General features: G+C 64.1%; 17 protein-coding genes. 13 read left to right on the top strand and 4 right to left on the bottom strand.

What is annotated here, in order from left to right:
- Positions 1 to 98: 98 nt before the first annotated feature.
- Genes AC0NIH_RS00270 through AC0NIH_RS00245 form a run of 6 tightly spaced genes read left to right on the top strand, consistent with a single transcriptional unit; the run spans position 99 to position 5,738 of the window.
- A complete protein-coding gene (locus AC0NIH_RS00270) occupies positions 99 to 1,742 on the top strand; it encodes an ABC transporter substrate-binding protein (RefSeq protein ID WP_473463344.1) in 1,644 nt (547 codons plus the stop codon).
- Between the two features lie 18 nt (positions 1,743 to 1,760).
- On the top strand, positions 1,761 to 2,822 hold the full coding sequence (locus AC0NIH_RS00265; RefSeq protein WP_023767007.1) for an ABC transporter permease: 1,062 nt from the start codon (positions 1,761 to 1,763) through the stop codon (positions 2,820 to 2,822).
- Positions 2,819 to 3,739 (top strand): nickel transporter permease, encoded by a 921-nt coding sequence (nikC, locus tag AC0NIH_RS00260; RefSeq protein ID WP_023779418.1) that lies wholly within the window; start codon positions 2,819 to 2,821, stop codon positions 3,737 to 3,739. The genes AC0NIH_RS00265 and nikC overlap by 4 nt, the downstream gene beginning before the upstream one ends.
- A 24-nt stretch (positions 3,740 to 3,763) precedes the next feature.
- A complete protein-coding gene (locus AC0NIH_RS00255) occupies positions 3,764 to 4,609 on the top strand; it encodes an ABC transporter ATP-binding protein (RefSeq protein WP_473463342.1) in 846 nt (281 codons plus the stop codon).
- Positions 4,606 to 5,355: an ABC transporter ATP-binding protein gene (locus AC0NIH_RS00250; protein ID WP_473463339.1), complete on the top strand. Its 750-nt coding sequence runs from the start codon at positions 4,606 to 4,608 to the stop codon at positions 5,353 to 5,355. The genes AC0NIH_RS00255 and AC0NIH_RS00250 overlap by 4 nt, the downstream gene beginning before the upstream one ends.
- Positions 5,352 to 5,738: a hypothetical protein gene (locus AC0NIH_RS00245; protein ID WP_473463337.1), complete on the top strand. Its 387-nt coding sequence runs from the start codon at positions 5,352 to 5,354 to the stop codon at positions 5,736 to 5,738. Before AC0NIH_RS00250 ends, AC0NIH_RS00245 begins: the two co-directional genes overlap by 4 nt.
- A gap of 12 nt (positions 5,739 to 5,750) precedes the next feature.
- Here the strand turns inward: AC0NIH_RS00245 and AC0NIH_RS00240 are convergent, their stop codons facing one another.
- Genes AC0NIH_RS00240 through AC0NIH_RS00230 form a run of 3 tightly spaced genes read right to left on the bottom strand, consistent with a single transcriptional unit; the run spans position 5,751 to position 11,061 of the window.
- Positions 5,751 to 8,849, bottom strand: a complete 3,099-nt coding sequence (locus AC0NIH_RS00240) for an efflux RND transporter permease subunit (RefSeq protein ID WP_473463334.1) — start codon at positions 8,847 to 8,849, stop codon at positions 5,751 to 5,753.
- Entirely contained in the window at positions 8,849 to 9,925 is a 1,077-nt protein-coding gene (locus AC0NIH_RS00235) for an efflux RND transporter periplasmic adaptor subunit (RefSeq protein ID WP_473463332.1), read from the bottom strand. The genes AC0NIH_RS00240 and AC0NIH_RS00235 overlap by 1 nt, the downstream gene beginning before the upstream one ends.
- Positions 9,922 to 11,061, bottom strand: coding sequence for an efflux RND transporter periplasmic adaptor subunit (locus AC0NIH_RS00230; protein WP_473463329.1), 1,140 nt, complete (start codon positions 11,059 to 11,061; stop codon positions 9,922 to 9,924). The genes AC0NIH_RS00235 and AC0NIH_RS00230 overlap by 4 nt, the downstream gene beginning before the upstream one ends.
- A gap of 237 nt (positions 11,062 to 11,298) precedes the next feature.
- Here AC0NIH_RS00230 and AC0NIH_RS00225 point away from each other — a divergent pair, with 237 nt between their 5' ends.
- The gene (locus AC0NIH_RS00225) at positions 11,299 to 12,576 is read left to right on the top strand and encodes a 4-aminobutyrate--2-oxoglutarate transaminase (RefSeq protein ID WP_473463327.1); all 1,278 of its coding nucleotides are present in this window, start codon (positions 11,299 to 11,301) and stop codon (positions 12,574 to 12,576) included.
- 114 nt (positions 12,577 to 12,690) lie between these two features.
- Here the strand turns inward: AC0NIH_RS00225 and AC0NIH_RS00220 are convergent, their stop codons facing one another.
- Complete coding sequence (locus AC0NIH_RS00220; protein ID WP_473463324.1) at positions 12,691 to 13,944, bottom strand: NAD(P)/FAD-dependent oxidoreductase; 1,254 nt, start codon at positions 13,942 to 13,944, stop codon at positions 12,691 to 12,693.
- A 443-nt stretch (positions 13,945 to 14,387) separates the two neighbouring features.
- Here AC0NIH_RS00220 and AC0NIH_RS00215 point away from each other — a divergent pair, with 443 nt between their 5' ends.
- The 6 genes from AC0NIH_RS00215 to AC0NIH_RS00190 all read left to right on the top strand — a co-directional run bounded on the left by AC0NIH_RS00215 (position 14,388) and on the right by AC0NIH_RS00190 (position 20,702).
- Positions 14,388 to 15,677, top strand: a complete 1,290-nt coding sequence (locus AC0NIH_RS00215; protein WP_473463322.1) for an imelysin family protein — start codon at positions 14,388 to 14,390, stop codon at positions 15,675 to 15,677.
- A 110-nt stretch (positions 15,678 to 15,787) separates the two neighbouring features.
- Positions 15,788 to 16,099: a hypothetical protein gene (locus tag AC0NIH_RS00210; protein ID WP_013891288.1), complete on the top strand. Its 312-nt coding sequence runs from the start codon at positions 15,788 to 15,790 to the stop codon at positions 16,097 to 16,099.
- Positions 16,065 to 16,550 carry a bacterioferritin gene (gene bfr / locus AC0NIH_RS00205; protein WP_287272765.1) on the top strand — a complete coding sequence of 162 codons (486 nt, stop codon included), beginning with the start codon at positions 16,065 to 16,067 and terminating at the stop codon, positions 16,548 to 16,550. Before AC0NIH_RS00210 ends, bfr begins: the two co-directional genes overlap by 35 nt.
- A 12-nt stretch (positions 16,551 to 16,562) precedes the next feature.
- Positions 16,563 to 18,164 (top strand): di-heme oxidoreductase family protein, encoded by a 1,602-nt coding sequence (locus AC0NIH_RS00200; RefSeq protein WP_473463319.1) that lies wholly within the window; start codon positions 16,563 to 16,565, stop codon positions 18,162 to 18,164.
- Positions 18,164 to 19,243, top strand: coding sequence for an imelysin family protein (locus AC0NIH_RS00195; RefSeq protein ID WP_473463317.1), 1,080 nt, complete (start codon positions 18,164 to 18,166; stop codon positions 19,241 to 19,243). Before AC0NIH_RS00200 ends, AC0NIH_RS00195 begins: the two co-directional genes overlap by 1 nt.
- Before the next feature lie 352 nt (positions 19,244 to 19,595).
- Entirely contained in the window at positions 19,596 to 20,702 is a 1,107-nt protein-coding gene (locus tag AC0NIH_RS00190) for a DUF1513 domain-containing protein (protein ID WP_473463314.1), read from the top strand.
- Positions 20,703 to 20,711 lie beyond the last annotated feature (9 nt).

Below are 20,711 nucleotides of genomic sequence, written 5' to 3'. Positions count from 1 at the left end.
ACCACGACGGTAAGTGGGCAGGGGCCATGGCCGGCCCCGAAAAGAATACTGCAACCCTGAGCCGGGAACTCAGGTCAACAAAACAGGGAACAATCACCATGATGATGGAAAAGTTTGCTCTACGCTCCCGCATCTTGCTTGCGGGTGCCGCCATGTCCGCGCTGCTTCTGGCCGGCGCGCCGGCAGGTGCGGTCACGCCCGCAGATACGCTGGTCGAAGGTTTTGCGATCGACGACATCATCTCCATGGATCCGGGCGAGGCGTTCGAGCTGTCGACCGCCGAGGTCACCGGCAACACCTACGATCTGCTGGTCCGTCTCGATCTCAACGACACCTCCAAGGTCAAGCCCGATCTCGCCGAGAGCTGGACCGTATCCGACGATGGCCTCACCTACACATTCAAGCTCAAGCCCGGCCTGAAGTTCGCCTCCGGCAACCCGATCACCGCGGCCGACGTCGCCTATTCGTTCGAGCGCGCCGTCAAGCTGGACAAGAGCCCGGCCTTCATCATCGGTCAGTTCGGCATCAGCGGCGACAACGTCACCGAAAAGGCCAAGGCGGTCGACGACACCACCTTCCAGTTCACCGTCGACAAGGCATATGCGCCGAGCTTCGTGCTGAACTGCCTCTCGGCAACCGTCGCTTCGGTGGTCGATGCCAAGCTGGTGAAGGAACATGTCGCCGCGGCCACGCCGAGCGCCGACTACAAATGGGACAACGACTTTGGGAACGCCTGGCTGAAGACCGGCTATGCCGGTTCCGGTGCCTACAAGCTGCGTGAATGGCGCGCCAACGAAGCTGTCGTCATGGAGCGCAACGATAATTATTACGGCGAGAAGGCCAAGCTCGCCCGCGTCATCTACCGCAACATGAAGGAAAGCTCGGCCCAGCGCCTGGCGCTCGAAGCCGGCGACATCGACGTCGCCCGCAATCTCGAGCCGAACGACCTCGACGCGATCGCCAAGAACGCCGACCTCACCACTACCAGCGCGCCGAAGGGCACGGTCTACTACATCAGCCTCAACCAGAAGAACCCGAATCTGGCCAAACCAGAGGTTCGCCAGGCCTTCAAATATCTCGTCGACTACGATGCGCTGAGCTCGACCATCCTCAAGGGCATCGGCGAGATCCACCAGACCTTCCTGCCCAAGGGCGTGCTCGGCGAACTGGACGAGAACCCGTTCAAGCTCGACGTCGCCAAAGCCAAGGAGTTGCTGGCCAAGGCCGGCCTGCCCGACGGCTTCAGCGTCACCATGGACGTGCGCACCGGCCAGCCGACGACCGGCATGGCCGAATCGATCCAGCAGACTCTCGGCCAGGCCGGTATCAAGCTGGAGATCATTCCGGGCGACGGCAAGCAGACGTTGACCAAGTACCGCGCCCGCAATCATGACATCTATATCGGCAACTGGGGCCAGGACTATTTCGATCCGAACTCTAATGCCCAGACCTTCGCCTCGAATCCCGACAATTCTGATGCCGGCAAGTCACATACGCTTGCCTGGCGCAACTCTTGGGACATTCCGGACCTGACCAAGCAGACAGAGGCGGCTCTGCTGGAGAAGGATTCGGGCAAGCGCGCCGATATGTACAAGGATCTGGAGAAGAAGATCCTCGACACCAGCCCCTTCGTCATCATCCACCAGCAGCTGGAAGTGGCCGGCTTGCGCAAGAACCTCAAGGGTTTTGCGCTCGGCCCGAGCTTCGACACCAACTTCGTCGGGCCGGTTTCCAAGGAATAACGCCGGCGGTCGCGCAGCATGAGCGCAGTAGAAAACGAGGGCGGGCGCGGCGGTGCCCGCGCCTATGCACTTGCGTCGTCGCTCGGCCGCTTCCTGGTCATCGCGGTGACGACCTATCTTGGTCTTCTCGCGGTGACCTTCTTCATCGGCCGAGTCATCCCGATCGACCCGGTGCTGGCGGTGCTCGGTGACCGGGCGCCGGCCAATGTCGTCGAACGCACGCGCCGCGAGATGGGTCTCGACCTGCCATTGATCGAGCAGTTCTACATCTATGTGAAACACGCGTTGAGTGGCGATTTCGGCACTTCGGTACTGACCACCAATCCGGTCATGACCGACATCCGCCGCGCACTTCCGGCAACGACCGAGCTGGCGACGCTGGGAACATTGATCGGCGCGCTGCTTGGCGTACCGCTTGGCGTGCTGGCAGCAGTCAGGCGAGGCAGCCTCATCGACCAGATCGTACGCGTCATCGGCCTGATCGGTTATTCCGTGCCGATCTTCTGGCTCGGCTTGCTCGGGCTCGTCTTGTTCTACGCCAAGTTGCAATGGGTGGCTTTTCCGGCCCGGCTCGACGTCGTCTACGAATACACCTTCACGCCGATCACCGGCTTTTATCTTCTCGATTCGGCGATGCAGGGGCAGTGGGATGTCTTTTACGACGCCTTCCGGCACATCATCCTGCCGGCCTCGCTGCTCGGCTACTTTTCGCTCGCTTATATCAGTCGTATGACGCGCTCGTTCATGCTCAATGAACTCGCCCAGGAATACATCGTCGCCGCGCGTGCCAAGGGTCTGTCGGAAACCCGCATCATCTGGGGCCACGCGCTGCGCAATGCCGCGGTGCCGATGGTGACAGTGATCGCGCTCTCCTATGCCGGGCTGCTCGAAGGCTCGGTGCTGACCGAGACCGTCTTCTCCTGGCCGGGCATCGGCCTCTACATCACCAATTCACTCCAGAATGCCGACATGAACGCCGTGCTCGGCGGCACCATCGTCATCGGCTCGGTGTTCATCGCCATCAATCTCCTGTCCGACCTGCTCTACCGCGTCCTCGATCCGAGGACCAAATCCGCATGAGCGCCGACACGATCCAGAGCCGGCGCGACTGGCTGCTCAGCGAGCGGCCGGCATCGCGCATGCAAGCAAGGCTCGGCCGCGCCTATGTCGCCTGGCGGCGGTTCTCCGCCAATCGGCTGGCCTTTGTCGGCCTGCTCATCATCATCGCCTTGCTGGTTATTGCCGCCCTTGCCGGCGTGCTGGCGCCCTATTCGCCGACCTTCGGCGACCTCAAGAACGCGCGGCTGCTGGCACCGAGCGCCGAGCACTGGTTCGGAACCGACGATCTTGGCCGCGATATCCTTTCGCGCATTCTCTACGGCTCGCGCTGGACACTCTATGTGGTCATCCTGGTCGCCATCATCGCGGCGCCCATCGGCCTTCTGGTCGGCACCGTCGCCGGCTATGCCGGCGGCTGGACCGATGCCATCCTGATGCGCATCACCGACATCTTTCTCGCCTTTCCCAAGCTGGTCCTGGCACTGGCCTTCGTCGCCGCGCTTGGCCCCGGCATCGAGAACGCGGTGCTTGCCATCGCCATCACCTCCTGGCCGCCTTACGCGCGCATCGCCCGCGCTGAAACGCTCACCGTTCGCAATTCCGACTACATCAAGGCGGTGCAACTGATGGGCGCCTCGCCGTTTCGCATCGTGCTGCGCCACATCATGCCGCTCTGCATCTCCTCGCTGATCGTCAGGGTGACGCTCGACATGGCCGGCATCATCCTGACCGCCGCCGGCCTCGGCTTCCTCGGCCTCGGTGCGCAGCCGCCATTGCCCGAATGGGGCACCATGATCGCGTCTGGCCGTCGCTTCATCCTTGACCAATGGTGGGTGGCCGGTGCGCCGGGCTTCGCCATCCTTATCGTCAGCCTTGGCTTCAATCTGCTTGGCGACGGCCTGCGCGACGCGCTCGATCCCCGGAGTGGCGACCAATGAGTGGTGACCAATGAGTGGCGAGCAATGAGCAGGGAGACGAAGACGCTGCTTGAGGTCGACGATCTCCGCGTCACCTTTCCGACCCGCACCGGCCTGATCGAGGCGGTGCGCGGCGTCTCGTTCTCGCTTGGCCGAGAGCGCCTCGGCATCGTCGGCGAGTCGGGGTCGGGCAAGTCGCAGACCGGCCGCGCCATCATGGGACTGACACCGCCCCAGGCCCGCATATCGGCGAACAAGCTGGCCTTCGACGGCATCGACCTGCTCGACATCTCGCCGCGCGAACGCCGCGCGCTGCGGGGCAACCGCATCGCCATGATCCTGCAGGATCCGAAATATTCGCTCGACCCGGTCATGAGCATCGGCCGCCAGATCGTCGAGACGCTGCGCACGCATGAGAAGGTCTCCAAGGCCGAGGCGCGCGAGCGCGCGCTGGCGATGCTGGAGGCGGTGCAGATCCGCGACCCCAAGCGGGTGTTCGACCTGCATCCGCACGAAGTCTCCGGCGGAATGGGCCAGCGCGCCATGATCGCCATGATGCTGATCGCCGGACCGGAAATGATGATCGCCGACGAACCGACCTCGGCGCTCGACGTCACAGTGCAGCTCGACGTGCTCGGCATCCTCGACCGGCTGGTCAGCGAGCGCGGCATGGGCCTGATCTTCATCTCGCACGATCTGCGTCTGGTCTCGTCCTTTTGCGACCGCGTCATCGTCATGTATGCCGGCAAGGTGGTCGAGCAGCTCAAGGCCTCCGAACTCAGCCAAGCCCGGCATCCCTACACGCGCGGCCTGCTCAACTGCATGCCCAAGATCGGCGCCGACCGTCACCCGCTGCCGGTGCTCGACCGCAAGCCGGAGTGGGCGGCATGACATCAGCGATCGCCGTCGACGGGCTGGAAGTGATCTTCGACCGCTTCCGCGCGCTGAAGGGCGTCAGCCTCGACGTGCAGCCGGGCGAATCCTTCGGCCTTGTCGGCGAATCCGGCTCCGGCAAATCGACGTTGCTGAGGGCGATCGCAGGCCTTGCGCCGGTCGCTTCCGGCAACATCAACGTCAACGGCAAGACGCTTGGCACGCGCCGCGACAAGGCTTTCTACCGCGAGGTGCAGATGGTCTTCCAGGACCCGTACGGCTCGCTGCATCCGCGCCAGACCGTCGACCGCCTGCTGCAGGAGCCGCTGGCCATCCATGGTTTTGCGGACGGCGAAAAGCGTATCCAGCGGGCGCTCGACGAGGTCGGCCTCGGCAACGGTTTCCGCTTCCGCTACTCGCATCAATTGTCCGGCGGCCAGCGCCAGCGCGTGGCGATCGCGCGCGCCCTGATCCTCGAACCCTCGATCCTGCTGCTCGACGAGCCGACCTCGGCGCTCGACGCCTCGGTGCAGGCGGAAGTGCTCAACTTGCTGGAAGAGGTTCGCCGGCGGCGCAAGCTGACCTTCCTGATGGTCAGCCACGACCTCGCCATCATCACCCATATGTGCGAGCGGCTGATGGTGATGCAAAGCGGTGAGGCGGTGGAGAACCTGACCGCAAGCGATCTTGTCGAGCGCCATGTCACCAAGGATTATACGCGCAATCTGCTGAGGGCGAGCGAGGGGTTCGTGAGAACCGTTTGAATTCGTTCATCTGTGCACAGATCGACGGTCTTGGGGGAATTCCATGGAGCAAATGGAGATTTGAAGACCCACCCAACGTGGCGGTGCTATCGGACCGAGGCATACTTAAAAGTGGCGATTGGATCGCATACGTTGTGCATGAAGCTGATGACGACGATAGCTACAGCGATGAAGGTGGCAGCTGGCAATTCCACAACAGCGAAACTGGACCTGTTGACGAAGGCGACATTATGATGGTCAGCTTGCAAAATGTTTTGCGGAGGGATGAAAGCATCCTGGAATTGGCCGATTTGCCAAAGGGCTGGCATGCTTGGCGCAGTTCCAAATCGTCGCCGTGGCAGCGCGCCAAATCACTCCCTGTACCCTCCAACGACAACGAATGATCCGGTTACGTCCTAGGCCGGAGTTTGCACTGGTTCGCCGATATCCGGAACGGGTGGCTCATCCCGGGCTTTCGGCTCCTTGATCCGGAACCACGTCACATAAAGCGCCGGAAGGAACAGCAGCGTGATCGCCGTACCCGCGATGATGCCGCCCATCATCGCATAGGCCATCGGCCCCCAAAACACTTCGCGTGCGATCGGGATCAGCGCCAGGCTGGCTGCCGCCGCCGTCAGCGCGATCGGCCGCATGCGGTGTTCGGTCGCCTCGATGACGGCCGCCCAGGGGTCCTTGCCCTCGCGCACGAGATCCTCGATCTGCACGATCAGGATGACCGAGTTGCGGATCAGGATGCCGATCAGCGCCAGCACGCCCAGGATGGCGACGAAGCCGAGCGGGGCGCCGCTCGGCACCAGGGCCGCCACCACGCCGATCAGCCCGAGCGGCGCCACCGCCACCACCAGGAACAGGCGCTGGAAGCTTTGCAATTGCACCATCAGGATGGTCGCCATCACGAACAGCATCAGCGGCACCACGGCGGCGATCGGACCTTGGCTTTTGGCGCTTTCCTCGACCGAGCCGGCGGTTTCGACCGAATAGCCCGGCGGCAGCTTGGCGATGAAGGCATCGACCGATGGCTTGAGTTCGTTGACCACCGTGGCCGGCAGCACGTCGCCGACCAGGCCGGCGCGCACGGTGATCGTCGGAATGCGATCGCGCCGCCACACGGTCGGCTGTTCGAGGTCGTAGCGGAAATTGGCCACAGCCGCGAGCGGGATGGCCTCGCCGCTGCTGGTCGGCAGTTGCATGTTCTGCAGCGTCCCGATCGAGCCGCGCTCGGCATCGCGTGAGCGCGCCACGACATTGATCAGATAGGTGGCGTCGCGCACCTGCGTGATGGTGGCGCCGCCGACCGTGCTGTTCAGCGCGCTGGCGATGTCGGAGGAGGTGATGCCGAGCTGGCGTGCCTTGTCCTGCAGCACGTCGACCCGCAGCACGCGTTGTGGCTCGTTCCAGTCGAAGGTCGACGCGGCGAGCCTCGGATTGGCCGAGATCACGCCGGCGAATTGCTGCGCCAGCTCGCGCACTGTCTGGATGTCGGGTCCACCGACGCGATATTGCACCGGGCGGCCGACCGGCGGGCCGAGTTCGAGCAGCTTGACGAAGGCGTCGGTGCCGACGAACTCCTCGCGCAGCAGCTTTTCCAGCGCCGGCTTCACCCGGTTGCGCGCCTCGATGCTCTTGGTGACAATGACGGTCTGGCCGAAATAGGGGTTGGCCGGCTGCACGTCATAGGCCAGCACGAAGCGTACCGCGCCCTGGCCGATGTAGGACGAGAAATGATCGATGTCGGGATTGCCGACCAGCGCCCGCTGCTCGAAGCGCTCCATCTGGTCGCGTGTATCCGCGATCGACGAATTCTGTGGCAGGTTCCAGTCGACGATCAGCTCGGGCCGGTCCGATGGCGGGAAGAACTGCTGCTGCACCAGGCCGAAGCCAGCGATCGAGCCGGCAAACAACAGCACTGTGGCGATGATGGTCAGCCAGTGATGGCGCACCGAGCCGACAAGCACCCGCCGGAACAGCGAGGTGAAGCGGCCCGGCTGGTCGTGATGCTTGGTTTTCATCGTCGCCGGCAGGATGGTGACGCCAAGCAGTGGCGCAAACAGCACCGCCACGATCCATGACACCAGCAGCGAAACGGCGATGACGACGAACAGCGTGAAGGTGTATTCGCCGGCGGCGCTGTTGTTGAGGCCGATCGGGATGAAGCCGGCGACGGTCACCAACGTGCCGGTCAGCATCGGGAAGGCGGTCGAGGTGTAGACATAGGTCGCCGCCTTGCGCAGATTGTCGCCGACCTCCAGCCGCGCCACCATCATCTCGACGGCGATCATGGCGTCGTCGACCAGGAGCCCGAGCGCGATGATCAGCGCGCCAAGCGAAATACGCTGCAACGAAATGCCGAGATAGGCCATGACCGTGAAGGTGATGGCCAGCACCAGCGGGATCGACAGCGCCACCACGAAGCCGGCGCGCATGCCGAGGCTGATGAACGACACCGCGAGCACGATGGCCACCGCCTCGAACAGCGCGCGGGTGAAGCCGGAGACGGCCTCCTCGACGATGACCGGCTGGTCGGCGACTAGGTGCACGCCGACGCCGACCGGCAAGTCGGCCAGCACCTTGTTCATCTCCTTGTGCAGCGCCTCGCCGAATTCGAGCAGATTGGCGTTGGGCTTCATGCCGATGGCGAGCCCGATTGCGTCCTGGCCGTTGAAGCGGAACAGCGCTGTTGGCGGATCGGCATAGCCGCGCGTGATCGTCGCCACGTCGCTCAGCCGGAAAAAGCGGTCGTTGACGCGCAGATTGATGGCGCGAAGGCTGTCCTCGGAGGTGAACTGGCCGCCGACGCGCACGCTGATGCGCTCCGGTCCGGACTGGATGACGCCGGACGGCGTGATCGCGTTCTGCGCCTGCAGGCTCGCCACGATGGCCTGCTGGTTGAGGCCGAGTGCCGCGATCTGGCGGGTCGAGAATTCGAGGTAGATCGCCTCGTCCTGCGCGCCGACCAGATCGACCTTGCCGGCATTGGGCACGGTGAGGATCTTGGTGCGCGCATCCTCGACATAGTCGCGCAGCTGGCGTGGCGTCAGCCCGTCCGACGTGAAGGCGTAGATATTGCCGTAGACATCCCCGAAGCGGTCATTGAAGAACGGTCCTTGCACACCTTGCGGAAACTGCGCCGCGATGTCGTTGACCATGTTGCGTACCTGAATCCAGTTCGGCACCACATCGCGCGCCTTGGTGGTGTCCTTCAGGTTGACGAAGATGACGGTCTGGCCGGCGGTGGTGACCGATCTGGTGAAGTCCAGGCTGTCGAGCTCCTCGAGCTTCTTCTCGATGCGGTCGGTCACCTGCTGCACGGTCTCCTTGACCGAAGCGCCCGGCCAGTTGGCCTGGATGATCATCGTCTTGATAGTGAAGTTGGGGTCTTCTTCACGGCCGAGGTTGAGGTACGAGAACACGCCGGCCACGACGAAGACCAGCATGAAATACCAGACCATGGAGCGGTGGCTGAGCGCCCAGTCGGAGAGATTGAAGCCCTTCATCAGACGCCGCCCTCCGGCACTTTGACCTTCTGGCCTTCGCTCAGGCTGTGGACGCCCGCGGTGACCACGCGCATGCCGGCCTCAAGCCCCTCCGCGACGATGAAGGTGGCGGCGCCCTTGGCGGCCAACTTGATCTCTTTCGCGCTTACGCTCGATGTTTGCGGGTCGACGATCCAGACCTTGTCGGCACCGTCCTTTTCGAGCAGCGCCGACAGCGGCAGTTCGATCGTCGGCGTCACCTTGGTCATGCGCGTCGCCGTCACCGTCGAGCCGAGCCGGAAGGCCTGCGGCGGATCGGTGAGCGTCAGCTTGACGCGCCGGGTGCGGGTCGAGCCCTCGGACTGCGGCGCGATCTCGCGCAGCTTGGCCTCGGTCTGGATCGTCGGCAGCGATTGCAGGATGACCTGGAACGGCGTGCCGGCCGCGAGATCGCCGGTCAATTGGTCGGGAATGTCGACCACCGCCTCGCGCAGGTCCGAGCGCGCCACGGTGACGACCGTCTGGCCCGGAGAGACCGTCTGGCCGACCTCGGCGCCGACGGCTGTGACGACGCCGTCGAAATCCGAGAACAGCCTGGCATAGCCAAGTTGTTCCTGCGCCTTGGCAAGCGAAGCCTTGGCCCGCTCCACATTGGCCTCGGCCGCTTTCCTTGCCTGCTGCGCGGCATCGAAGACAGCTTGCGTGGTGTTGGCCGAAGCAAGCAGCTGGCGCTGTCGTTCCTCGCTGGCGGCGGCGTTGGCAAACTGCGCCTCGGCGTTCGAGAGTTCCGCCTTGGCCGCCTGGACAGCGAGCTCCAGCGCGGTCGGATCGAGCGTGGCGATCGTCGTGCCCTTGCTGACGATGTCGCCGACCTTGACGTCGCGCGAGACAACCCGGCCAAGCAGACGGAAAGCAAGGTCGGCGCTGACCTGCGGCTCGACCGAGCCGGCAAAGCCGAAAATCTGCGTGGTGCGCGGCTCGACCACCATCGACAGTACTGGCCGGATGATCTCCGGTGGCTTTTCATCGGATTTCGAGCAGGACGCGAGTGCGCCCAACATGAACAGGCCTAGCAGGACGGATGGCAGCCGGCTCATTGCCCCGCTCCGGATATTTCGACGGTCTGTCCAGGGCTAAGCAACTGTCCGCCCGCGGTGACGACGCTTTGGCCCTCGTTCAGTCCCTTGGCGATCGCCACCGTGCCGGAACCGAACGCCAGCACCTCGACAGGCGCCATTGTCACCGCCTTGGTCGAGGGGTCGACGATCCAGACCGCCGGCTTGCCGGCGCTGGACGTCAGCGCCTGCCAGGGCAGCAGGATAGCCTTCGCCTGTTTGGCGCTGACCGAGCCGATGACGGCTGCCCCCAGCGGCATGCCGGCGGGCGTGTCGGGAATGCCGACCTTGACCCGGACCGAACCGGAGGCCGGATCAACCGCCGGCGAAATTTCGCGCACCTTGCCCGTCGCCCTGACCTGTGGATCGGACAACAATGTGATCGTCACCGCAGGCGAGGCGGGTGTCCTGGCGACCAGCGTCTCCTGCACGTTGAACACCGCGTCGCGGTCGCCGTCCTCGGCGACGGTGAAGACGGTCTGCGCCGCTTGCACCACCTGGCCGGTTTCGACCTGACGGGCGGTGATCACGCCGGCGGCTCCTGCCTTGAGCTCGGTGAAGGACAGGTTTTGCTGGGCATTGGCGAACGCGCTCCGCGCGGCATCGACGCTGCCTTGCGCCACCTTCAGCGCCTGGTCGGCCGCGTCATAGTCGCGCCGGGTGGTGAAGCCTTGGGCCAGCAGTGTCTTCTGCCGCTCGAAAGCGGCGACGGACTGGGTCAGCTGCGCCTGCGCAGCATCGAGATCGGCCTGTGCCGAACGCAGATCGGATTCCTGCTCCTGCGGGTCGATGCGGGCAAGCACCGTGCCCTCGTCGACATGCTGGCCGACATCGACGAGCCGCTCGGCGACGCGGCCGCCGACCCGGAACGACAGATTGTTCAGCGTGCGCGCGGCGATCACGCCGGTCAGCGAGGTTCTCGGGGCATAGTCGGCCATCGCCGCCGTCTCGGTGCGCACCATGATGGGCAGTTTTTTGGCCGCCGTCTCCTGCTTCTGGCAGCCGGCCAGCAGCAGCACCGCAGTGCAGGCGAAGATCGTCGAAGCGGCTGGAAAAGACAAAAGGCGGGGAGCTTGGGCCGGTGGCGGCGAGACGGACGATGTCGCGTTCCTGCTCATGGGCTCCCCCAGCCGCGGGCCGCTCGCTGAGCGCGGTACCTCGCGGACATCAGGAGGATAATCGATCCCCGGAAAAAGGAAACCGCTCTCGTACGCGTATCGTCCGGCTGGTTAAGGTTGGGGATCCGTCTGCCGCAGGCCCAATCGCCCGCCAGTGGTGCCGACTTGAGGAAAACATGAAATAAGGTCAGAAGACGGTATCAAACGAGAACGGGCGCCGGCCCGATGAGGGACATCATGAAGAATTCAGCCATTTCCGAACGCAAGAACCAGTCGATCTCGCGCGGCGTCGGCATGACCACGCAAATCTATGCCGACCGGGCTGAAAACTCGGAGATCTGGGATGTCGAAGGCCGCCGCTACATCGATTTCTCCTCGGGCATCGCCGTCGTCAACACCGGCCACCGCCACCCAAGGGTGATCGAGGCGGTCAAGGCACAGCTCGATCGCTTCACCCACACCTGCCACCAGGTGGTGCCCTATGAGAGCTATGTGCGGCTGGCCGAACGGCTGAACGCCATGCTGCCCGGCAAGTTCAAGAAGAAGACCATTTTCGTGACCACCGGCGCCGAGGCGGTCGAGAACGCCATCAAGATCGCCCGCAACGCCACCGGCCGTCCGGCGGTCATCGCCTTCTCCGGCGGCTTTCATGGCCGCACCTTCATGGGCATGGCGCTGACCGGCAAGGTGGTTCCCTACAAGGTCGGCTTCGGCGCCATGCCGGGCGACGTCTACCATGCGCCGTTCCCGGTGCCGCTGCACGGCGTTTCCACAGCCGATTCGCTGGCCGCGCTGGATCGTTTGTTCAAGGCCGATGTCGATCCGGCCCGCGTTGCCGCCATCATCGTCGAGCCGGTGCAGGGCGAGGGCGGTTTCTACGAAGCGCCGCGCGAGTTCCTGACCGCGCTGCGCAAGCTGTGCGACCAGCATGGCATGCTGCTGATCGCCGACGAAGTGCAAACCGGCTTTGCCCGCACCGGCAAGATGTTCGCGATGGATCATCATGAGGTGGCGGCCGACATCACCACCATGGCCAAGAGCCTGGCCGGCGGCTTCCCGCTGTCGGCGGTTACCGGCCGCGCCGAGATCATGGATGCGCCCGGCCCCGGCGGGCTCGGCGGCACCTATGGCGGCAGCCCGATCGGCGTTGCCGCCGCACACGCGGTTCTCGACGTGATCGATGACGAAAAGCTGTGCGACCGCGCCAACACGCTGGGCGCGCGGCTGAAGCAGCGCCTGCAGTCGATCCGTGACGACGTTCCCGAGATCGTCGATATAAGGGGCCTCGGCTTCATGAACGCGGTCGAGTTCAACGACGTCAAGAAAGGCTTGCCGTCGGCCGAGATCGCCAACGCCATCCGATTGAAGGCGCTCGACAAGGGCTTGATCCTGCTGACCTGCGGCGTCTACGGCAACGTCATCCGCTTCCTGGCGCCGATCACCATCCAGGACGAAGTCATGAACGAAGCGCTCGACATCCTGGAAAGCTCGATCCGCGAAATCTGCGCCGCCTGACGTTCTACCCCTTGTGGGGAGGTCGGACCGAAGGTCCGGGTGGGGAGCTTGGCGCTGCCCCCCACCTGGATGCTTCGCATCGACCCTCCCCACATGGGGGAGGGTGAAGCCGCGCTATCCCGCAGCCCTTGCCGGCTCATCCTGCTGAAACGCGGCCAGCGCCGCCTTTAGCCCGTCCGGACCAGCCGCAACGGTCTCCGGCTTCGGCGAAAACCCGGCGCCGAGCATCTTGCGGCCAAGCATATGGTCGCCGGGGCGGTTGACCGATTCGATGCCGAGCAGCCGATCCCCGGCATAATGGTAGATCGAGAACTTGTTGTCGGGCAGGTCGCCGAGCACGACATGGCTGTCGCCGCCGGCGGTCAGCCCGACCATCTGCAGCTTCATGTCGCCAATGTCGGACCAGAACCACGGCACGGCGCAATAGGCATCGGCATGGCCGGTGATCGTGCGCGCCGCGAGCCGCGCCTGGTCGGTGGCGTTCTGCACGGATTCCAGCCGCACGTCGCCGCCGGTGAACCAATGCCGGTAGGAGGCGGCGTCGCCGATGGCCAGGATTTCCGGCACCGAACTGCGCATCTGTTGATCGACGCGGATGCCATTGGCGATGGTGAGGCCGGCGTCCTGCGCCAGTTCGACATTCGGCACGGCGCCGATCCCGACGATGATCATGCGCGCCGGCAGCCTTTCGCCTGACGAGGTGATCGCGGCCACGACTTGGCCGTTTTCACCTTCGAGCCTTGCAATCGAGGTGCCGGTGAGGATGCGCACGCCTGTCGTTTCCAGCCTTTGGCGGACATGGCTCGCCACCACCGGTGCAACCGCGCGGCCGAGCAGCCGGTCGACCGCTTCGACGACTGTCACGGTGCGGCCGGCCGCCCTCAACGTCGCGGCGATCTCCAGTCCGATGAAGCCGCCGCCGAGGATGACGACGTCGTCGCTCCTTGCACTCAATTCCCGGATCAGCCGCGCATCGGAAAGCGAGCGCAGCGACAAAACGCCGGACAGATCCGCGCCTGGCAGCGGCAGCAGGCGCGGGCGCGATCCGGTCGCCAGGACCAGACGGTCGAAGGCAATTACGCCGCCGCCGGCGATCTCCAGGCCGCGACGGCCGGCATCGATGCGCTCGATCCGGATGCCGGGCCGGTAGTCGATGGCGTTGCCGGTGTAGAAGGCTTCGCCACGCAAGGGTTGCGGCTTGGCTTCGGCGTCCTTGATGAAGGTCTTCGACAGCGGTGGCTTGTGGTAGGGCAGTTCGTTCTCGTCACCGATGAGGATCACCGGCCCGTCATAGCCGTCCTCGCGCAGGCTTGCCGCCGCTTGCACGCCTGCATGACCCGCACCGACAATGACCACGCCGTTCTTCATCGCATTCCAATCCCGGTTCGATTCTAGGATGTCTCGCCAAGTGGCAATTGTCTGACGCCGCCGCAAGAGCGTGTCTGCGGGTCGCACCCGGAATGGCGGCTGTCAATCGTGTAGCTACCGGGCGTGCAGTTCCCGGGCAAAGACGGTGAGCAAGGTCGTAAAGTTGACCGTTGTAGTTTAGAATAGTTCTAAACTATTGTTTCAATTAGCTTTTCCTGTCGATTTTCGTTGACTTCCATCGTCGAAGCTTTATGGAAACCTGCGCGCTGGCGCATCCCCTGATGTTTGGGCCTTGAACCCGTTCGATTGGAGGCATTTTGGTGTCTTTCTTCCGCGAACCGCGCGATGGCGCGGCAAGTCTTGTGCCTTATGGCATCGATGTGGCCTGGCGCCGATTGCCGCGCGCGCCATTCGTGAAATTCCCGAGAAACTGGAGAGCGATAATGACAGCACGATATGGCGGCAGGCTTGCGGCGATGGGCGCCACGGCCTTGCTGACGGCAGCGGTGTTCGTGCTGCCCGCCAAGGCGCAGACCGATGCTAAAGCGGTCATCACGACTTATTCCGACATCGCGCTCGCCAAATACGAGGATTCGCTGACCACGGCGCAAGCCCTCGACAAGGCGGTCGACGCGCTGCTCGCCAACCCGTCGGCGGATACGCTCAACGCCGCACGCGAGGCCTGGAAGGCGTCGCGCGTTCCCTACCAGCAGACCGAGGTCTACCGTTTCGGCAACAAGATCGTCGACGACTGGGAGGGCAAGGTGAATTCCTGGCCGCTGGACGAAGGCCTGATCGACTATGTCGCCAAGAGCTACGGCACCGAGTCCGATGCGAATTCGCTCTATACGGCCAATGTGATCGCCAACAAGGAAATCGAGATCAACGGCAAGAAGGTCGACGCCTCGAAGCTTTCGCCGGAATTCCTCTCCGGCACGCTGCAGGAGGCTGGCGGCGTTGAAGCCAACGTCGCCACCGGCTATCACGCCATCGAGTTCCTGCTCTGGGGCCAGGACCTGCATGGCACCGGCCCGGGCGCCGGCGAGCGCCCCTATACCGACTATGACCTCAAGAACTGCACCGGCGGCAATTGCGACCGCCGTGCCGAATATCTGAAGTCCGCCAGCACACTTCTGGTTTCGGACCTGCAGGAAATGGTCGGCAACTGGAAGGCGGATGGCGCGGCGCGCAAGGCCCTGGCCGATGGCGAGCCGAACACCGCCATCTCGACGATCTTCACCGGCATGGGCTCGCTATCCTACGGCGAACTGGCCGGCGAGCGCATGAAGCTCGGCCTCTTGCTGCACGATCCCGAAGAGGAGCAGGACTGCTTCTCCGACAACACCTACAACTCGCATCTCAACGACGCCATCGGCATCCGCGCCGCCTATCTCGCCAGCTATACCAGGCTCGATGGCACTGTCGTCTCGGGGCCTTCGGTGCACGAGATGGTGAAGGCTGCCGATCCGGCGATCGACAAGGAACTGTCTGGCAAGCTCGACGTCACCGTCGCCAAGATGGAGGCGATCAAGGCTCGGGCCGAGGCCGGCGAGGCCTATGACCAGCAGATCGCCGAGGGCAACACCGAAGGCAATGCGACCGTGCAGGCCGCGATCGACGCCTTGATCGACCAGACCAAGTCGATCGAGCGCGCCGTCGGTTCCCTGAAGCTCAACGCCATCGCCTTCGAGGGCTCCGACAGCCTTGACGCACCCGACAAGGTGTTCAAGTAAGCGCCGAACTGGAGCCTGGTCCGGAGCCCGACAATCGGTTTCGGAGTGGGCTCCGGAAGCGAAACAGCCACACGGCGCGGAAGGCGCCGTCAGCCATCCGGGCACTGTAAATGCTGATCTGCCATTGCAACATCATCACCGAGAAAGAGATCGAGCAGACGATCATCGATCTGCTGGATCAGGATCCTTGGCAACTTATCGTGCCGGCAAAGGTCTACCACACGATGCAGAAGCGCGGTCGTTGTTGCGGCTGCTTCCCAAATGTGGTCGAAACGATCATTCGGGTCACCGAGAATTACCACACCCGCTCGGAGGCGAGTGGCGTGGACATCGTTTCACACCTGGACCGCGTCAGGGGCCTGCGCGTCCAATACGGGAGCAGAATCCATGAAAGGCGAACCGCAGGTCATCGAGCGGCTTAACGAAGCTCTGTTCTTGGAACTCGGAGCGGTCAATCAGTATTGGGTGCATTTCCGTCTGCTCGAAGACTGGGGGTATGCCAAGCTGGCCAAGAAGGAGCGGGCGGAATCGATCGAGGAGATGCACCACGCCGACAAGCTCGTCGCCCGCATCATCTTCCTCGAAGGCCATCCGAACCTGCAGTCCGTGGCGCCGTTGCGCATCGGGCAGAACGTCAAGGAAGTGCTCGAATCCGACCTTGCCGGCGAATATGACGCACGCACCGCCTACAAGCGCTCGCGTGAAATCTGCAACGAGGCCGGCGACTATGTGTCGATGAAGCTGTTCGAGCAATTGCTGGCCGACGAGGAGGGGCATATCGACTTCCTGGAGACGCAGCTCGATCTGCTGGCCTCGATCGGCGAGGAAAAATACGGCCAGCTCAACGCCGCATCGGCGGACGAGGCGGAGTAAGGATATGCGGGAATGCGGCGCCCCTTAGAACTCTTGCGCCGCTTGCGGCGGGCCGAAAGCTCGCCGCACCTTCGGAAGACGCCAGCCGGCTCGACGGGTCGGCGCTGCGCCATTCTCGTGCTGGCGCTGACTTCGTCGGCGCTGGCCGGCGACCTTCAACCCTCCGGCCTCGCCACCACGCGCACCGACCTCGATGCGAAGGATCAGGCGCGTGTCACCGCCATCACCAGGCCGACCGCGGATTTCTCCAGGCCCGAACGGTTCGAGTTGATGCAGGGTGGCGCCGGAACCTCTGAGAAGGACGTCAACCGCGACGCCTTCTCGCAATCCTCGGCCAACATCACTTTCGAGGAAGAAGGCACCTTCAAGCTCGGCAATGCGCTGTTCCGCAAGAACTGGGTGTCGTCGCCATCCTCGACGCAGGCCTCGGACGGGCTTGGCCCGCTGTTCAACGAACGCGCTTGCCAGAATTGCCATCTGAAGGATGGCCGCGGCCGTCCGCCGCAAGGCGACCTTGGCAGCACCTCGATGTTCCTGCGCTTGGCCCGAGACGCCAGCAGCGCGGAGGAGAAGGCCGCCCTTGCCGACCACCAGGTGCTCAACTTCCCCGACCGGGTCTATGGCTCGCAATTGCAGGAGTTGGCGGTGCCCGGCCTGCGCGGCGAAGGCCGGATGCATGTCGACTATCAGGAACGTAAGGTAGAGTTGACGGATGGCACCGTGGTTTCCCTGCGCAAGCCCAGCTATTCGGTCACCGATCTCGCCTATGGGCCGCTTGATCCGCGTACGACATTGTCGCCGCGCCTGACGCCGCCGATGATCGGACTAGGCCTGATCGAGCAGATCGCGCCGGCCGATATTCTGGCCCATGCCGATCCGCAAGACCGCGACGGCGACGGCGTTTTCGGCAGGCCGAACATCGTGCGCGACGGCCAGGGCGGGGACCTGACGCTTGGTCGTTTCGGCTGGAAGGCGCAGACCGCGTCGATCCGCCAGCAGGCGGCCGATGCCTTTGCCGGCGACATCGGTATCTCGACGCCGGAAGAACCAAAACACTGGGGTGACTGCACCGCGGCGCAGGCAAAATGCCTTGCCATGCCAAACGGCGTCCAGCAGCGTCTTGGTTCCGCCGAAGCGCCGCCACCGGTAATGGATCTCGTCACCTTCTATTCGCAGAACCTGGCCGTGCCCGCACGCCGCGACCGCGACGCGCCCGATGTGCTCGCCGGCAAGAAGGTCTTCTACGACATCGGCTGCGTTTCCTGTCATACGCCGAAATTCGTCACCCGCCGTGATGCCCCTGACAAGGCGCAGGCCTTCCAGCTGATCTGGCCCTATTCCGACTTCCTGCTGCACGACATGGGGCCTGATCTTGCCGACGGACAGGCCGTGGGTGAGGCCACGGGCAACGAATGGCGCACCCCGCCGCTATGGGGCATCGGCCTTACCGAGACCGTCAACAGCAATTCCTTTTTTCTGCATGACGGACGCGCGCGCAGCCTGACCGAGGCGATCCTGTGGCATGGTGGCGAGGGCCAGAAGGCGCGCGACCGTTTTGCCGCCGCCAACGCCGCTGAGCGCAGTGCGCTGCTCAAATTCCTGGAGTCACTTTGATGCTGAAGCGTTCCGCGCTGTTTTTCGTTCTTCCGCTGGCCCTGCTGGGCGCCTTGCCCGCATCGGCGGCGGTGAAAGCCTCCGATGTCATCCAGCGCGCGATCGACGGCTTTGTCCGCCCGGCCTATGCCGGCCTGCATGAGCGCACGCAAACCCTGGCGAAGGCGATGCACGAGCTGTGCGAAGCGCCTTCGCCAGGGGAACTCGACGCGGCGCGGACCGAATTTTCGGCCACGGTCTATGCCTGGTCGTCGGCCGAGATCATCGGCATTGGGCCGATCAAGGAAAACAACCGGCTGGAGCGCATGCTGTTCTGGCCGGACCGCAAGAGCATCGGGCTGAAGCAGGTGCAGGCGGCATTGTCGGCCAAGGACCCGACCGCAACCGACCCGGCGCAACTGGCCGGCAAGAGCGTTGCCATGCAAGGGTTGGGCGCGCTGGAATTCGTGCTTTTCGGCGACGGCGCAGACGCGTTGGCGAGCAAGGACGATCCCTACCGCTGCGCCTACGGCGCGGCGGTAGCCGGCAATATCGGGACCATGGCCAAAGACGTCAACGACGCCTGGAACAAGCCCGACGGCTTTGCGGCTCTCTGGGCCAATCCAGGGCCGCAAAACCCGCTTTACCGCGACGGCAACGAAGCCGTGACCGAACTGGTCGGCGTCTTCATCAACGAGCTGGAAATGGTTCGCGATGTCCGCCTGAAGGGGTTTCTGGGTGGCAAGCCCGAGGCCGACAAGCCGAAACAGGCGATCTACTGGCGCTCGCAAAACACCGGCAATTCGCTGGCCGGAAACCTGGACGGCATCAATCGGCTGTTCCAGGTCTCGAAGCTTGGCGACGCATTGCCTGAAGATGCGCGCTGGATGGCGGAATCGATCCACATCCAGCTCGTCAACGGCGTCGCCACCGCGAAGTCGGTCCAGGGCCCGATCGACAAGGCACTCGCCGATCCGGCACTGCGCGGCAAACTCGAGCATTTCGCACTGATCACCTCCAGCCTGTCGACCCTGATCGGCACAAGGCTGACCGCCGAATTCGGCCTGACCGCCGGCTTCTCGTCGCTGGATGGAGACTGAGCGTGATGTGGAAGGTGGCCGAAGCCCCCGGAACTTCGTCATCCACGGGCGGAGCAAGGAGCGTAGCGACGCGGCGCAGACCCCAGGATCCATGCCGCGACCGCAAGGCGTTGCAATGGTTCAGAATTCTGCTCCGCTGCACCCTACGGTCAAGGTCACGGCATGGATCCTCGGGTCTCCGCGACGGAGCTTCGCTCCTGCTCCGCCCGTGGATGACGAAGTTCCGGGGGCTTCGGCCAACGTCCAATGTCTGCGGTGTATCATTCCGAGAATCGGTAGACCCCGGGCGTCCGTTCCAATCCGCAAAAATCACCATGTCTTGGAACGAGCCGGTGCAGGGGCGGGCCATCTCATGAGAACCTCACTCATCGATCGCCGGGATTTCCTCAGGGCCGCGGGCATCGGCTTTGCCGCGGCGATGGCGCCGCCGGCGTGGGCCAGGACGCTTGCGGCGGACGCTGTCTTCGCCACCGCCTTCGTCAAGCGTGACGGCAGTTTCGGTGCCGCGGTCCTGTCCGAGGCCGGCAAGGTTCTGCACGCGATCGACCTGCCTGATCGCGGCCATGACGTCACCTTCGACCCGATGTCGAAGCGTTCGGTTGTCTTCGCCCGCCAGCCCGGCACCTTCGCTGTCGTCTTCGATCACACCGGGCGCGACGCCCCGCTGACCATCGCCAGCATCCCTGGCCGGCATTTCTTCGGCCATGGCGTGTTCTCGCCCGACGGCGCCTTGCTCTACGCCACCGAGAACGACTTCGACAACGCCGCCGGGGTCGTCGGCGTCTACGATGCGCGCGCGAAATTCAGCCGTGTCGGCGAATTCCCGACTTATGGGATGGGGCCGCACGAGCTTCTGCTGCTGGACGACGGCCGGACGATCGCGGTTGCCAATGGCGGCATCGAGACCCATCCGGATTACGGCCGGGCCGAGCTCAACATCGCCACCATGAGGCCGTCCTATGTGCTGGTCGACCGCGTCACCGGCGATCTCATCGAAAAGCACGAACTGCCGGCGCCATTGCACCAACTGTCGATCCGCCACATGGACACCGACCAGGCCGGCACCGTCTGGTTCGGTTGCCAGTACAGGGGGCTGGGCACGGATCGTCCGCTGCTGGTCGGCCGCGCCGCGCGCGGCAAGGACTTGCAGTTGCTCGACATGCCGGGGGACGTGCTGGCCGGCTTCCGCAACTATATCGGCTCGGTCGCCACCAACCCTGGATCCGGTTCCGTCGCCGTATCGTCGCCGGAAGGCAATTCGTTGGTCGTGATCGATGCTTCCAGCGGCCAAGTCCTCTCGAACAGCGCGCTGGTCGAGGTCTGCGGCGTGGCGCCGGATGGGACTGGCTTCATGGCCACCACGGGTGCGGGCGAGATCATCGAAGGCAGCGGTGCGATGCGGTCCGAGCCGGACTATGTCTGGGACAACCACATGCTGCGCATCGAACAGGTGGCATAGCGCGCCGGT

This window comes from Mesorhizobium sp. WSM1386 (assembly GCF_055901595.1).
The sequence above is the reverse complement of the archived record's forward strand: the minus strand, read 5'-3'. Positions and strand labels throughout refer to the sequence as shown.

Excerpts from the sequence above, each read along its gene's own strand:
- AC0NIH_RS00270 (WP_473463344.1), top strand. The coding sequence starts at position 99 with ATGATGATGGAAAAGTTTGCTCTACGCTCCCGCATCTTGCTTGCGGGT.
- AC0NIH_RS00265 (WP_023767007.1), top strand. The coding sequence starts at position 1,761 with ATGAGCGCAGTAGAAAACGAGGGCGGGCGCGGCGGTGCCCGCGCCTAT.
- nikC (WP_023779418.1), top strand. The coding sequence starts at position 2,819 with ATGAGCGCCGACACGATCCAGAGCCGGCGCGACTGGCTGCTCAGCGAG.
- AC0NIH_RS00255 (WP_473463342.1), top strand. The coding sequence starts at position 3,764 with ATGAGCAGGGAGACGAAGACGCTGCTTGAGGTCGACGATCTCCGCGTC.
- AC0NIH_RS00250 (WP_473463339.1), top strand. The coding sequence starts at position 4,606 with ATGACATCAGCGATCGCCGTCGACGGGCTGGAAGTGATCTTCGACCGC.
- AC0NIH_RS00240 (WP_473463334.1), bottom strand. The coding sequence starts at position 8,849 with ATGAAGGGCTTCAATCTCTCCGACTGGGCGCTCAGCCACCGCTCCATG.
- AC0NIH_RS00235 (WP_473463332.1), bottom strand. The coding sequence starts at position 9,925 with ATGAGCCGGCTGCCATCCGTCCTGCTAGGCCTGTTCATGTTGGGCGCA.
- AC0NIH_RS00230 (WP_473463329.1), bottom strand. The coding sequence starts at position 11,061 with ATGAGCAGGAACGCGACATCGTCCGTCTCGCCGCCACCGGCCCAAGCT.
- AC0NIH_RS00225 (WP_473463327.1), top strand. The coding sequence starts at position 11,299 with ATGAAGAATTCAGCCATTTCCGAACGCAAGAACCAGTCGATCTCGCGC.
- AC0NIH_RS00220 (WP_473463324.1), bottom strand. The coding sequence starts at position 13,944 with ATGAAGAACGGCGTGGTCATTGTCGGTGCGGGTCATGCAGGCGTGCAA.
- AC0NIH_RS00215 (WP_473463322.1), top strand. The coding sequence starts at position 14,388 with ATGACAGCACGATATGGCGGCAGGCTTGCGGCGATGGGCGCCACGGCC.
- AC0NIH_RS00210 (WP_013891288.1), top strand. The coding sequence starts at position 15,788 with ATGCTGATCTGCCATTGCAACATCATCACCGAGAAAGAGATCGAGCAG.
- bfr (WP_287272765.1), top strand. The coding sequence starts at position 16,065 with ATGAAAGGCGAACCGCAGGTCATCGAGCGGCTTAACGAAGCTCTGTTC.
- AC0NIH_RS00200 (WP_473463319.1), top strand. The coding sequence starts at position 16,563 with ATGCGGCGCCCCTTAGAACTCTTGCGCCGCTTGCGGCGGGCCGAAAGC.
- AC0NIH_RS00195 (WP_473463317.1), top strand. The coding sequence starts at position 18,164 with ATGCTGAAGCGTTCCGCGCTGTTTTTCGTTCTTCCGCTGGCCCTGCTG.
- AC0NIH_RS00190 (WP_473463314.1), top strand. The coding sequence starts at position 19,596 with ATGAGAACCTCACTCATCGATCGCCGGGATTTCCTCAGGGCCGCGGGC.